General features: G+C 42.4%; 7 protein-coding genes. 5 read left to right on the top strand and 2 right to left on the bottom strand.

Translation table 11 applies throughout. The features are described from left to right. Positions 1-378: 378 nt before the first annotated feature. The 5 genes from AC1RM2_RS31630 to AC1RM2_RS31650 all read left to right on the top strand — a co-directional run bounded on the left by AC1RM2_RS31630 (position 379) and on the right by AC1RM2_RS31650 (position 12,223). Complete coding sequence (locus AC1RM2_RS31630; protein WP_492989119.1) at positions 379-3,678, top strand: SusC/RagA family TonB-linked outer membrane protein; 3,300 nt, start codon at positions 379-381, stop codon at positions 3,676-3,678. Positions 3,679-3,688: 10 nt separating this feature from the next. Further along, positions 3,689-5,536, top strand: coding sequence for a RagB/SusD family nutrient uptake outer membrane protein (locus AC1RM2_RS31635; RefSeq protein WP_492989120.1), 1,848 nt, complete (start codon positions 3,689-3,691; stop codon positions 5,534-5,536). Between the two features lie 102 nt (positions 5,537-5,638). Continuing rightward, positions 5,639-8,974, top strand: coding sequence for a VCBS repeat-containing protein (locus tag AC1RM2_RS31640; protein ID WP_492989121.1), 3,336 nt, complete (start codon positions 5,639-5,641; stop codon positions 8,972-8,974). A gap of 4 nt (positions 8,975-8,978) precedes the next feature. Next, positions 8,979-10,316, top strand: coding sequence for a vanadium-dependent haloperoxidase (locus AC1RM2_RS31645; RefSeq protein WP_492989122.1), 1,338 nt, complete (start codon positions 8,979-8,981; stop codon positions 10,314-10,316). 83 nt (positions 10,317-10,399) lie between these two features. Beyond that, a complete protein-coding gene (locus AC1RM2_RS31650; protein ID WP_492989123.1) occupies positions 10,400-12,223 on the top strand; it encodes a glycoside hydrolase family 35 protein in 1,824 nt (607 codons plus the stop codon). Positions 12,224-12,275: 52 nt separating this feature from the next. Here the strand turns inward: AC1RM2_RS31650 and AC1RM2_RS31655 are convergent, their stop codons facing one another. Together AC1RM2_RS31655 and AC1RM2_RS31660 are read right to left on the bottom strand one after the other, a co-directional pair. Then, complete coding sequence (locus AC1RM2_RS31655; RefSeq protein WP_492989124.1) at positions 12,276-12,968, bottom strand: fasciclin domain-containing protein; 693 nt, start codon at positions 12,966-12,968, stop codon at positions 12,276-12,278. A gap of 24 nt (positions 12,969-12,992) precedes the next feature. After that, positions 12,993-14,441: a RagB/SusD family nutrient uptake outer membrane protein gene (locus AC1RM2_RS31660; protein ID WP_492989125.1), complete on the bottom strand. Its 1,449-nt coding sequence runs from the start codon at positions 14,439-14,441 to the stop codon at positions 12,993-12,995. Positions 14,442-14,444 lie beyond the last annotated feature (3 nt).

Here is a 14,444-nt window from a genome sequence, read left to right on the forward strand (position 1 = left end):
CACATTTAATTTTATTGAAACAAGTGTCTATCAAGTAGTATCAGGTTGATAAACGCAGGTTTACCGACCATATTATTTTAGGAATAAAAATGTTACAAAGGTTTGCCCAGCTATATAGCTTATATATAAGATAACAAGCCGATAGTATAATTTATTTATTACATCAATGAGTAAAGCTATCCTTATTTACCTATAGTAAACCGTTACCAAACAGAACCAATTTTTAATTTAATATAAACCTAAATAATCTCTATGGAAGACAAATAACCTCATCACCCACAACACGGGAGATAGATTATGGAATTAATTTACCCCCCCTATCCTATTACCCCGCTTTTATAGCGTGCATTAAATGTTAATTAACTTAAATAAGCTAATATGGAATACAATTTACATAAGACTGTAAACTTGTTAAGGGTCTTTAAAATTGCGCTGAGTCAAATATTGATAGCATTAGTATTTGTTGGTTTGTCATACGCCGGCGTAGCAAAAATCGAAAAAACAAAATTTACAAAAACAAACGGAGAGGGGATCAAAGAAAACGCCCCGATTAAAGTTACAGGGAAGGTTACCGACCAAGCCACCGGTGAAACGCTGGTTGGCGTATCAATATTGATTAAAGGTACAAACGTAGGGGCTGTAACCGATGTAAACGGTAAGTTTACGGTTACAGCTGCCGAAAATGCGGTATTAGTAGTATCATATATTGGCTATACCACCCAAGAGGTACCTGTAGACGGTAAACCTTTGCTTAACATCAAACTACAATCCTCATCCAAAGGTTTGAACGAAGTTGTTGTAGTTGGTTACGGCGTACAAAAGAAGGTAACCGTTACCGGTTCTGTAACGTCTGTTAAAGGGGATGAATTGGTAAAATCGCCAGCCGTTAACCTTTCCAACTCCATAGCCGGGCGTATGCCGGGTGTTATTGCTGTGAATGCAAGCGGCGAACCTGGTAACGACGGCTCAACCATTCGTATCCGCGGTTCTAATACGCTGGGTAATAACGATGCATTAATTGTTTTAGACGGGGTACCATCACCTGCAGGGCAAACCAGCATTGACAGGTTAAATCCTGCAGATATTGAAAGTATCTCGGTATTAAAAGATGCATCTGCAGCTATTTACGGCGCCAGGGCGGCAAATGGTGTTATTCTGATTACCACCAAGCGTGGTAAATTGGGTAAACCCGACCTTTCATACACTTATAATAAAGGATGGGGCCAGCCAACTACTATCCCCAAAATGGCAAATTCAACTGAATATGCTACCATGGTAAATGAAATAGACCTATATGGTTTGCCTTCAAACTATTGGAGTGATGCTGCAGCAGCATTTAAAACAACGGGGAAATTTACCCGGCCGGATAATGGTGCTACAACAACGGCCACTTTTCAACCGGCTGATTTTACGAAATTTGCAGATGGATCTGATCCCTGGGGACACCCTAACACCGACTGGTTTAAAGCAACATTAAAAGACTGGTCGCCTCAAACACGTCAAACCATTCAGTTATCAGGCGGGTCCGAAAACATCAAATACCTTACCTCGATAGGCTACCAAAACCAGGAGGGCTACTACAAAAACTCGGCTTCAGGTTATAAGCAATATGATTTTCGTGTAAATGTTGATGCCAAGGTTAATAAGTATGTGAGTACTTTTATTGGCGTATCTGGCCGCCAGGAAAACCGTTTATCTCCAAACGGAAGCAATACCAATTTCTTTTCAACCGGAACCGGCGCCAATGATATATTCAGGATGATAATGCGCGGTTACCCATACAGACCTGCCTATTGGCCAAATGGATTGCCCGGACCAGATATTGAAAATGGACAGCAGCCTGTATTAATAACTACAAACCAAACCGGTTATGGTAAGGATGTAAGATATTATGTACAAACCAATGGTAAAATTGAGATATCAATTCCCGGAGTAGAAGGGTTAAAAATTACCGGTAATGTTGCCTTAAATAAATATATGAAACAAACCAAAGACTGGCAAATGCCGTGGTATGTGTACAGTTGGGACAATGTTACCAAAGATGCAAGCGGCACGCCGGTACTTACCAAAGTAGCCCGCGGGCCAGCCCAGGCAACCCTTAACCAGGGATCTGATGATCAGCTAAGCAGTTTACTTGAGGGAATTGTGAGTTATACTCACAGCTTTGGCAACCATAACATTGTATTGCTGGCCGGTGTAACCAAAGAAAAATCAAACGACAGCCAATTTGGTGCATCACGTAAATATTTCAACTCGGTTGCTATCGATCAGTTAAACTGGGGTGGCGGCTCCGAGAAAGACAATTTTGGCAGCGCCTGGCAAAAGGCACGTTTAAATTATTTTGGCAGGGTTGGATATAATTATAAAGAAAAATACCTGGCCGAGTTTTTATGGCGGGTAGATGGTTCTTATATGTTTCCGGAAAGTCATCGTTTCGGCTTTTTCCCTGGTATATCGGCTGGTTGGAGAATCTCCGAAGAAGATTTCTTTAAAAACAACGTAAAATTTATTCAAAATTTGAAACTGCGCGGATCATGGGGCCAAATGGGTAACGACTATGTTGTTAAACCTGGCACCAACATATTAGCAGAATATGCTTACCTGGCGTTAAACAATGTTGGTTCATATATAATTAATGGTGCGCCGGCTCAAGCATTATCCGAAAACGGGGTGCCGAACCCCAATTTTACCTGGGAAGTGGCCAACAATAGCGATGTAGCGTTAGAAGGAACTACCCTAAACGGGAAACTGGATTTTACCCTGGAAGCATTTTTAAACAAACGTACCCAGATATTATGGCCCTCTACAGCCTCGGTACCTTCAACAGCAATACCATATGCGTTGCTACCGCCGGTAAATTATGGAAAAGTGACCAATAAAGGATGGGAGTTTCAATTCAATTACCATGACAAGATTGGTGAGGTTAGGTATAACGTGGGTGTAAACGGAGGATATTCAAAAAACAGAATTGACCAATGGGACGAGGCCCCCGGAGCACCAGCCTGGCAAAAATCAACCGGGCATCCTATCAATTCCCAGCTTTATTACATATATAAGGGGATATTTTCTACCCAAGCCCAAATTAACGCCAATACAGTTAAGTATGATGGTGTTGGAGCCAGTGTTCTTCGCCCCGGCGACATGATATATGAAGATGTAAACAATGATGGTAAAATTAACGGGGACGACCAGGTGAGGAACGATAAAACAAATCAGCCCACTTTTCAGGGAGGTTTCAATTTTGGGGTTCAGTATAAAAATTTCGATCTTACTGTTTTATTCCAGGGTGCAACAGGTGGACAACTTTTTTTGCAAACCGAATCTGGTACTATTGGTAATTTCCTTCAATACAGCTATGATCACCGTTGGACAGTTGATAACCCAAGTACAAAAGACCCGCGTACAGTTGACAGAAATAACCAATATTTTTCTGGCGGGAATACTTATTGGTTGCTTAATACAAATTATATCAGGCTTAAAAATGCCGAATTGGGTTACACTGTCCCGGTAGCCTTAACTTCAAAAATTGGTATAAGCAATTTGCGCATATATGTTAATGGTCTTAACCTGCTTACATTCTCTAAAGAGAAAATTTACGATCCTGAATCAAGCAATTCAAATGGTCAGTATTATCCGCAGGCAAGAGTCATGAATATGGGCGTAAGTGTAAAATTTTAATTTGAACGATATGAAAACATTTATAAGAAATATTTCACCAATCGCGATACTGTTAGTAGTGCTGCTTGCTTCGTGTAAGAAGGAGTTTTTAAGTACCACGCCATCGAATCAGGCGCCGTCAGATCTCACATGGTCAGATCCAAACCTTTCTGAGGCCTTTGTGACCGAGCTTTATAACGGCTTGCACGATGCCGAGCTTAACCAGGAAAGCATGGACTGTATCACCGACAATGCACTCTATAATTTTGGTAAGCAGGATATTATGGAGGCCAATATAAGTCCTTCGCATTTAGGATGGGTAAATAATACCTACGAGTGGAATGAAATGTATGCCCGGATAAGATCGGCTAACCTTGCTTTAGAGCAGCTGACTGTATCTAAACTGGATAAGGCATTAGTTACCAGGCTTATGGGCGAAGCCCATTTTATGCGCGCTTATTTTTACAACCAACTGCTACGTTATTATGGCGGTGTGCCAATTGTAAAGACTACCTATACGCTTACTTCTCCTGACTATACTGTCGCCAGGAACACTTATGCCGAATGTGTTGATTTTATAGTGAGCGAGCTGGATGCGGCCAACACAGCGTTAACCGGCCTTAGCCAGGCAAAAGGGCGTGCTACCGCAGATGCAGCCGTGGCTTTAAAAATTAGGGTGCTGCTATACGCAGGCAGCAAGCTGCATACTCCTACTGGAGTGGCATCATTAAAAAGCTTAGGTTCTTTTAAAAATCCCGAGCTTTTGGGTTACACAACCGATACTCGTGCTGCTAACATGCAAAAAGTGTATGATTTGGCAAAGGCCTTTATGGCTAAAGGTGGATATGGTTATGCACTTGATTTATCTGCTCCTGCCAGTGCTGCCGATGGATTTACAAATTATCAAAATTCTTATTTGTCAAGAAATGGCGGTGAAAAAGAGATAGTTTTTGCCCGTTATTTCAGCAATAGCAAAGACGAGTGGGGCGCCTGGTATGGCAGAAACAATTGTACCAACGGATATCATGGCTGGACATCAAGCGAGCCTACTCAAAACATGGTTGATGACTATGAAATGATGGATGGATCGAAATTTGATTGGAACAACGCTGATGAGAAGGCCGCCCCTTATACAAACAGGGACCCGCGTTTTTATGCTTCCATTTTATATGATGGCGCGCCATGGAAACCACGTACTGCAGATGGTGCGGGTATCGATCCATATAACGAAATTCAAATGGGAACCTACCAGGTTACCGACACAAAAACGGGGTCTCCGGTAACTTATTTTGGCCTGGATACCAGGAATGGCCCTATCGAAAACTGGAATGGTACCCGTACAGGATACGCTATCAGGAAATTTATGGATCCTAATCCATCTATTGTTGATCAAAATACCCGTTCGGAAGTGCCATCGCCTTTAATCAGGTATACCGAAGTTGTATTTAACTTTATAGAGGCATGTCTTGAGTTAAATAAGGAAGATGAGGCCAGAACATGGCTTAATAAAATCCGCTTCCGCTCAGGAATGCCGGCAATTACAGATGCCGGCGGCGCACTGTTACAACGGTACAGGAACGAACGAAACGTGGAACTGATGTTTGAAGAACAACGGTTTTACGATGCCCGCCGCTGGATGATTGCGCCAACAACGCTGGGCAATAAAGTAAAGATTATAAAAATTACGGGGACTTTAAAGACGGGTAAAACTGTAAATGTTTACAGATACAACACTGGTAATTACAATTACACCTACACAGTTCAGGAACTTGATCCGGGAGTTGAAAACCGTAGCTGGGATGATAAAATTTATTTCCCGCCTATTAGCCGCGATGAGATTAACAAAAATAAGAAGTTAGTTCAAAACCCTGGATATTAACTAAAGGGATAGAAAATTCTTATATATTTATTGTGAAGAATGCCGGTGGTAAAATACCGGCATTCTTTTAAAATTTTAGACCATTAATTTAAACGGCGCTTGGTGAACACATACATTAAATTATTCCCACAATTACTTTTTATCGGAATTATTGCATTAACAAGTTGCAAACGTCCAACCGAAGATAAAGGTACCGATGGAAACAATAGCACCCCTTTATTTACATTGCTCTCCCCGGAGCAAACCCATGTAGATTTCAGTAATACCTTAACCGAAGGCTTAAATACCAACGTGTTGATGTATGAATACTTTTACAACGGAGGCGGAGTAGCAACCGGCGATTTAAACGGTGATGGCTTACTGGATATGTATTTTACCGGCAACATGACCGATAATAAATTGTACCTGAACAAAGGCCATATGCAGTTTACCGATATTACAACCGTAGCCGATGTAGCCGGCCGGCCAGGTCCATGGAAAACAGGGGTTACCATGGCCGATGTAAACGGCGATGGTAAGCTGGATATTTACGTTTGCTATTCGGGAAATGTAAGGGCCGAAAAAAGACAAAATCAACTGTTTATTAATGGCGGAAATGACAAAGACGGCGTTCCGCATTTTACAGAACAGGCACAACAATACGGATTAGCAGATGCCGGTTATAGTACACAGGCCGTTTTTTTTGATTACGACAGGGATGGCGACCTGGATATGTTTTTATTAAACCACAGCCCCATTCAGTTGCCTGTTTTAGATGAAGTAAACACAACCGCTATTTTAAAAAAATCAGATTCGCCAAATGGAGTGCGACTGTATAAAAACGACAATAATATTTTTAAAAATGTAACGCAACAGGCTGGTATAAGCAGTTCTGATTTAACCTACGGCCTTGGGGCAGGAATAGCCGATATCAATGGCGATGGATGGCCGGACATTTATATATCTAATGATTACACCATCCCCGATTTTTTGTACATCAACAATGGCGATGGTACCTTCACCAATAAACTACAAACATCTGTAGGGCATACATCCCAGTTTTCGATGGGAAATAATGTTTCTGATATTAACAACGATGCCTTGCCCGATATTTTCACGCTGGATATGCTCCCTGAAGATAATCACAGGCAAAAGCTATTATTTGCACCAGATAATTACGAAAAATTTGGATTAACCCTTCGTACCGGGTTCTATTACCAGTACATGCGCAATATGCTGCAAGTGAACAATGGGAACGGCACCTTCAGCGAAATAGGGCAATTATCGGGTATCTCAAATACCGACTGGAGCTGGGCCCCCCTATTTGCCGATTATGATAACGACGGTTGGAAAGATCTGTTTGTAACCAACGGCTATACCCGCGATTTCACCAACATGGATTTTGTTAAATATATGGGTGATTTTCTGAAAGACAAAAGATTGATGCGTAAGGATATATATACCCTGGTACAGCAAATGCCATCTTCGCAAGTAAAAAGCTATCTTTTTAAAAATAATGGCAATTTAACTTTTACCAACACCAGCGCTGCCTGGGGTATTACACAATCATCAAATAGTAACGGCGCAGTTTATGCCGACCTTGATAATGACGGCGATTTGGACCTTGTAACCAACAATATTAATCAACCGGCATTTATTTATCAAAATGAATCAGACAAACAAGTAAACAACCACTACCTGCAACTTAAACTCAACGGTGCGGCTAAAAACACCCAGGGCGTGGGGGCGAAAGTTACCATTTATATAAAAAACAAAAAGCAATACCTTGAGCAAATGCCAAGCCGGGGCTTTCAGTCAAGCGTTTCGCCAATATTGCATTTTGGGCTGGGTAAGGATCATGAAGTTGATTCGTTGCGAATAGTTTGGCAACAAGGAAAAGAGCAGGTTTTAAAAAATATAAAAGCCAATCAGCTACTAACGCTGGAAGAAAAAAATGCGGTTAACACTTCGCTGTTAGCTAAGGTTGTAAAGCCTATTTTCGCCGAGGTGGCCTCACCAGTAAATAATAAACAGGAAAAAAACGCTCTCAACGATTTTAAACGGCAGCCGCTAATGGTAAACCCATTATCATTCACAAACCCGTGTATGATAAAAGGCGATGTAAATGCCGATGGACTGGAGGATGTGTATGTAGGTGGCGGTAACGGGAAACCGGGCACCATATATATACAACAGGCTGATGGTAAATTTGCCATAAAATCACAGTCAGCTTTTGAAGCCGACAAAAAAAGCAACGATGCGGATGCCGTATTCTTTGATGCTAATGGCGATGGCAAACCAGATTTATATGTGGCTTCCGGAGGCTATGATAATTATACAGCTGATGATCCTTTATTACAGGACAGGCTTTATTTAAATGATGGAAAAGGCAATTTTACAAAGGCGAAAGGTGCGTTACCCACAATGCGCAGTAGTAAAAGCTGCGTAAGAGTAGCTGATATTAATGGTGATGGGCACCCCGACTTATTTGTAGGTGGCAGGGTAATACCCGGCAGGTATCCCGAAACGCCTCAAAGTTATATCCTGATAAATGATGGCAAAGGGCATTTTACCAATGAGACCGCAAAATATAACACGGCCCTGCAGGATATAGGTATGGTAACTGATGCCGCCTGGGTAGATATGAACGGAGATAAAAAGCTCGATTTGGTTTTAGTTGGAGAATGGATGCCGGTAACAGTATTGATTAATGAAGGCGGGAAGCTTGTAAATAACACAAAAGTCTATTTTGATAACCCTAACAGCGGCTGGTGGAACAAACTCCTGGTACAAGATTTTAACCACGACGGACATCCCGACCTGATAGTTGGCAACCAGGGATTAAATACCCAATGCAAAGCCAGCGACAACGAACCAGCAGAAATGTACTATAAAGATTTTGATGACAATGGCGCCGTTGACCCTATCTTTTGTTTTTATATTCAGCATCAAAGTTATCCATACGTTTCAAGGGACGAGCTGTTAGAACAACTCAGCATCATGCGCCCGCGTTTTCCTGATTATAAAAGCTATGCTGACGCCACGCTTACGGATATATTTACAGCTTTAGAGTTAAAAGGAGCTGGCCATTTACAGGCCAATAACCTGGCTACTACTCTTTTCTTAAGTGATAGCAAAGGCAAGCTGCATTCATCGCCGTTGCCCTTACAGGTTCAGTATTCACCCGTTTTTACAATAACCGGTCTTGACTACGATCATGATGGTAACCAGGACTTGCTATTATGCGGCAACATTAACAGGGCCCGGCTGCGCTTAGGCAAATACGACGCTAATTATGGTATACTGTTAAAAGGCGATGGCAAAGGGCATTTTGAGTACGTCCCTCAACTTCAGTCGGGTTTTAAATTATGGGGCGATGTAAGAAGCGTGATAGAAATTAACCACATCTTATATTTCGGAATTAATCAACAAGGGGTAAAAGCCTATAAAGAATTTTAATTATATGAGCAGGAAGGCTTTTTTTTTAACCATGCTTTTAGCAGCAGCCATTTTATATACTGGCTGTAGCAAAAAGCAGGCGCAGCCGGCATTAACAAGTGCCGATATTACCAAAGTGATTGATCATATGACGCTTATTATGATCCATGATGTAACCAATCCCCCGTTGGCAGCCCGTTTCTTTTCTTACACCTGCCTTGCCGGGTATGAAGTTGTCTCAGAAAATGACAAAAGTGTTAAAAGCATGCATGGCATTTTGAATGAATACCCCGTTATTAAAAAACCGGCTTACGCTAAAGGATATGCCTACCAATTAAGCGCGTTAATAGCCATGATGGAAACCGCCGGCAAGATGCAGCCATCGGGCAGTTTATTGATCAAGTATGAACAGAGCTTTTTGGATTCGTGCAAAAAAATAGGTTTTACTGACGAGGTTATTGACAGCTCGAAACATTATGCGCAGGCTATAAGTAAACAAATACTGGCTTATGCCAAAAAAGACAAATACAACAGGATCAGCAATTATACGAGGTATACCCCACTTGGCAAAGATGGCACCTGGGACCCTACCCCACCGGCTTATATGGCCCCGGTTGAACCTTATTTTAATACCATCCGGCCGCTTACACTTGATTCGGCCTCGCAGTTTCTGCCAGCACCTCCGATACCTTTCTCCAAAGAAAAAAACAGCGCCTTTTATAAATTCATGATGATGAACTATAAAGCCAGTGCAGAAGGATTAACCACCGAACAGCGAACAATAGCAGGCTTTTGGGATTGCAATCCATTTGCCGTTCAGGATAACGGGCACATGCTGATAGGCCTGAAAAAGATTTCGCCAGGGGCACATTGGATGGGAATTACCGGCATAGCTTGCCGTCAGGCAAAAACAGGGTTTTCAAAAGCCATGGAAATTCATACCATGGTGGCAACCGGATTGCTGGATGGTTTTATATGCTGCTGGGACGACAAGTACCGCACTAACAGGGTACGCCCCGAAACTGCAATTCGTAAATATATTGATGTTAACTGGAAGCCGCTGCTACAAACCCCTCCATTCCCCGAATACATTAGCGGTCATTCTGTGATATCGTCAGCATCTGCGGTAATACTTACGCATTATTTTGGCGACAATTTTCATTATACAGATAACGTGGAAGAAAAATATGGCCTTACCCCCCGTAGTTTTAATTCATTTACACAAGCCGCTACCGAGGCCGGTATGTCCCGGTTTTGGGGAGGGATTCACTTTAAAGATGCAATTGACAATGGTATAATACAGGGTGTTAAAGTTGGGCAATGGGTATTGGCCAAGCACAACGGTCAGACGCCACATCATTAAATGATATGCTTTTTGACCTCTCCAAATCAATTATAACTTAAACTGCACTGTTATAAAATATAAACAGCTTTAATAACACCGAAATGAAATTAAAACACCTTATCCTTTCTACAATAATCCTTTTAAATGTCATTAATACAATTGCTCAAACCCATACGTTTACCCTGGGGAATGAAGCGTTTTTGTTAGATGGCAAACCCTTCCAGATGATATCAGGCGAGATGCACTACCCCCGCGTACCCCGCCAGGCCTGGCGCGCACGCATGAAAATGGCCAAAGCGATGGGACTGAACACGATAGGAACCTATGTGTTTTGGAACCTGCACGAGCCGCAAAAGGGAAAATTCGATTTCAGCGGAAATAATGATGTTGCCGAGTTTGTCAGGATAGCCCGGGAAGAAGGGCTGTGGGTAATATTACGGCCAAGCCCATATGTATGTGCCGAATGGGAATTTGGTGGCTATCCGTATTGGCTGCAAAACGAAAAAGGATTGGAAGTGCGCAGTAAAGAACCCCGGTACCTTAAAGAATATGAAAGTTATATTAAAGAAATAGGCAAACAATTGGCGCCATTGCAAATAAACCATGGTGGTAATATATTAATGGTGCAAATAGAGAATGAATACGGATCTTATGGCAGCGATAAGGAATATCTCTCCATCAATCAAAAATTCTTTAAAGAAGCCGGTTTTGATGGCTTACTGTACACCTGCGATCCGGCACCCGATTTGGTAAAAGGCCATTTGCCGGGCCTGCTGCCGGCCGTTAACGGGCTTGACGATCCTGCTAAAGTGAAAAAGATAATCAACGACAATCATGATGGCAAAGGGCCATACTATATTGCCGAATGGTATCCGGCCTGGTTTGACTGGTGGGGCACCAAACACCATACCGTACCAGCCGAACAGTACGCAGGCCACCTTGATTCTGTATTGGCAGCAGGTATATCTATCAATATGTACATGTTCCATGGCGGTACAACACGCGGATTCATGAACGGCGCCAATTATAAAGACGGAACCCCTTACGAGCCCCAAATCAGCAGTTATGATTATGATGCGCCATTGGATGAGGCAGGTAACGCCACGCCAAAGTTTATGAAATTCAGGGAAGTGATACAAAAACACCTGCCCGCCGGGGTAACACTGCCTGCTGTTCCTATAGCAAAACCTGCTATGGCTATACCGGCAATTAAATTCGCTCAGTCGGTAAGCTTGTTGAACGCTTTACCAGCCCCCAAAACAAGCATTGCCCCACTTACTTTTGAAGACCTGCACCAGGATTATGGTTTTGTTTTATACCGAAGCACAATCGCCGGAGGCAAAGCGGGTGTGCTTAAACTTAAAGAATTAAGAGATTATGCTTTAGTAATGATTAATGGCAAAACCGTTGGCACACTCGACCGCCGTTTAAACCAGGATAGTTTGGCCCTTACACTACCAGCCGGTAAAATAACCCTGGATATCCTGGTAGAAAACCTTGGCCGCATCAACTTTGGCAAATACCTGCTGCAAAACAAAAAGGGCATTACCCAAAAGGTGCTTTTTGCCGGCAGCGAGGTGCAGCATTGGAAAATGTATTCGTTACCCTTTAATAATTTAAAGAAAGTAAAGTTTGCTACAACGGCACATCATTCCCGGTCGCCGTTAATTAAGAGGGGAAGCTTTAACCTCAGCAAGGTTGCTGATACCTACCTTGACCTGAGTAGCTGGGGCAAAGGCGTAGTTTGGGTAAACGGACACAACCTGGGACGGTATTGGAATATCGGCCCGCAGCAAACCCTATACCTGCCTTCAGAATGGCTGAAAAAAGGACATAACCACATTATTGTGCTGGAGCTATTGAAGCCACAACAAGATCAATTATCCGGATTGAGTAAACCGGTATTAGATCAGTTGCAAAATTAAATAACCTGCCGCGGCAAAAATTTGCCGCGGCAGGAGTAATAAAGATTAGGTATTATTTAGTTTGATAGAAAAGTACCCTGTCAATTACCTGTATGGCTCCGTTTACAGGCAAAATATTGCTTGTTCGTACGCTTACATAGCCTACAGAATTGGAGAAATCATTTAACCGCATGGTAAAATTCTGATCGTCGTTAACACGCAGCGTCATCACCGAGGTAGGGTTTAACGGATCGTAATTTAACGGCTCAAGCGTGGTGGCTATCACGTTGCCCGGCGATAGGTTGTTAAATGAATATGCTCCTTGCACAATTAAATACAACAGGTAGTTTTTAACCTGCTCTTTAGGGTAATCGCTCCACTTTTTACCAGGAACACCATTCACCAGGTATTTCCCCCAGTAACAATCGGCGGTAATTGTGGGCACTTTATTTACCAGGGTTGTTCTGTAAATAGCATCGTTATGCAATAATATAAATGTACAATTGGTTTTAATGTACAGGTTTGTATCTATCCCCGAATATTCAATAGCCTGCCGCATCAGTTTAAAAATGGTATCCTTACCGGCAAAATTGTAGCTGCGGTCCTTAATGTATTGCCAGGTGGTTTTATCAATATGCGGATCGAGCACATAGGGGTGATAGTCGGCATTTTCCTGCAACTTTAATCCGGCTACATTACAGCCGGCCATGCTTATTAAAAGCCCTGCAAAAGCAAACCATAAACATGCTTGTTTTATCTTTTTCATTTGATATTGTTTTAAATGCTATGATTAATAAGGTGGATTTTGAGTTAGTTTAGTATTAGCGTTTAATACATTTTGATTGATGGGCCATAGCACCTTTCTCGGGTCGCCAAAACCGGTGGCAGGAAATCCCTTGGCCAATTGCCTGTTCCTGATCACCGGATCCATCGTGCTGATGATGATGTTATTTCTTTGCAAATCGAACCAGCGTTTGGCCTCGCAAAATAATTCCAGCTGTCTCTCGCGCAAAATACCATTGGCGTTTACCGGATTCCCGTATAGCATGGCATCAGCATCGGCAAAATCGCTTGCCTGGTAGGCGGGCAAGCCTGCCCGGGTATGTACTTTATTCAGATAAACCAACGCGTTGGCCAGGTCGCCTGTTCGGTTCAAAGCTTCGGCCCTTAATAGGTAAATATCAGCCAGCCGGTATAATGGAAAATACAAATTGGCCTGCGGCGAGTTTGGATAAATCTGGTTACCGTTCTTATCCAGGTTTGGGGCATAATACTTTAATATTTTATCGTGATTACTCACCTTAAAATCAACACTCTGCGGCCCCCTGATATCGGCAGTTGTTGTAGTATAATAGGTCCACAATCCCGGGTCAACAGCAAAATCACTGTTGGTATCGCCAGCTCCAATCTCCTGGGATGTTTTGTTACCTCCATCAACGGTAAAATCCCAGTTTAAACTCCAGATATTCTCTTTGGTATTTGTCGGCGCAATAAAATTATTTTTCCAGTTGGCAGTAGCTTCCAGGCTATAACGGTTTAATTTAAACAGGTTATCGCACCACAATAAGGCGTTGGTATAATCATGATTATACATATAAACATCCATTAACATGGCAGCAATGCCCCCGGAATTCAAATTCCATACTACCGCAGTGGTGTGGTCAGACAGGTCATAGGCTTTAAGCAAATCGGGCAGGATAACGTTTTTTACAATATCAGCTGCCGGTGTTACACTTTTGTACGGGTCGGTGCTTAAATCTTCATAAGGCTCTGTCCATACCGGCACATTTCCCCAAAGCCGTATCAGCCAGAAATAACAGTAGGCCCTTATACCCAAGGCCTGCGCCAGTAAATCTTTTGACAAAACAGGGTCGATACCATCAATAGTAGGGATATATTTTATGGCAAAATTAGCCCGGCTTATAGCTGCATATATCAGCGTCCAATCGGCACCGGTGGTGGTAGGTGTCAAGACGTTTAATGCAAGCGGCAGGCCATCATTATAAGTGGGGTGGAAAGTGAGATTATCGCTCCGTCCATCCCCCCAATAAATATACTGGGTACTAAACATATCCTGAATACCATCGTATATCCCGGCTATACCGGCCTTGGCATCATCAGCTGTTTTCCAAAATTTACTGCTGGCCAACTGGCTTTTAGGAGGCTGATCCAACAGCTTTTTACAGCTAAACAACGCAATGGAAAGCATCAAAAAAGTAATGTGTAATATTTTTTTCATGAC

The organism is Mucilaginibacter sp. GW822-FHT03E02 (assembly GCF_058801545.1).

Coding starts and splice junctions, on each gene's coding strand:
- AC1RM2_RS31655 (WP_492989124.1), bottom strand. CDS start 12,968: ATGAAAAAGATAAAACAAGCATGTTTATGGTTTGCTTTTGCAGGGCTT.
- AC1RM2_RS31650 (WP_492989123.1), top strand. CDS start 10,400: ATGAAATTAAAACACCTTATCCTTTCTACAATAATCCTTTTAAATGTC.
- AC1RM2_RS31660 (WP_492989125.1), bottom strand. CDS start 14,441: ATGAAAAAAATATTACACATTACTTTTTTGATGCTTTCCATTGCGTTG.
- AC1RM2_RS31635 (WP_492989120.1), top strand. CDS start 3,689: ATGAAAACATTTATAAGAAATATTTCACCAATCGCGATACTGTTAGTA.
- AC1RM2_RS31645 (WP_492989122.1), top strand. CDS start 8,979: ATGAGCAGGAAGGCTTTTTTTTTAACCATGCTTTTAGCAGCAGCCATT.
- AC1RM2_RS31630 (WP_492989119.1), top strand. CDS start 379: ATGGAATACAATTTACATAAGACTGTAAACTTGTTAAGGGTCTTTAAA.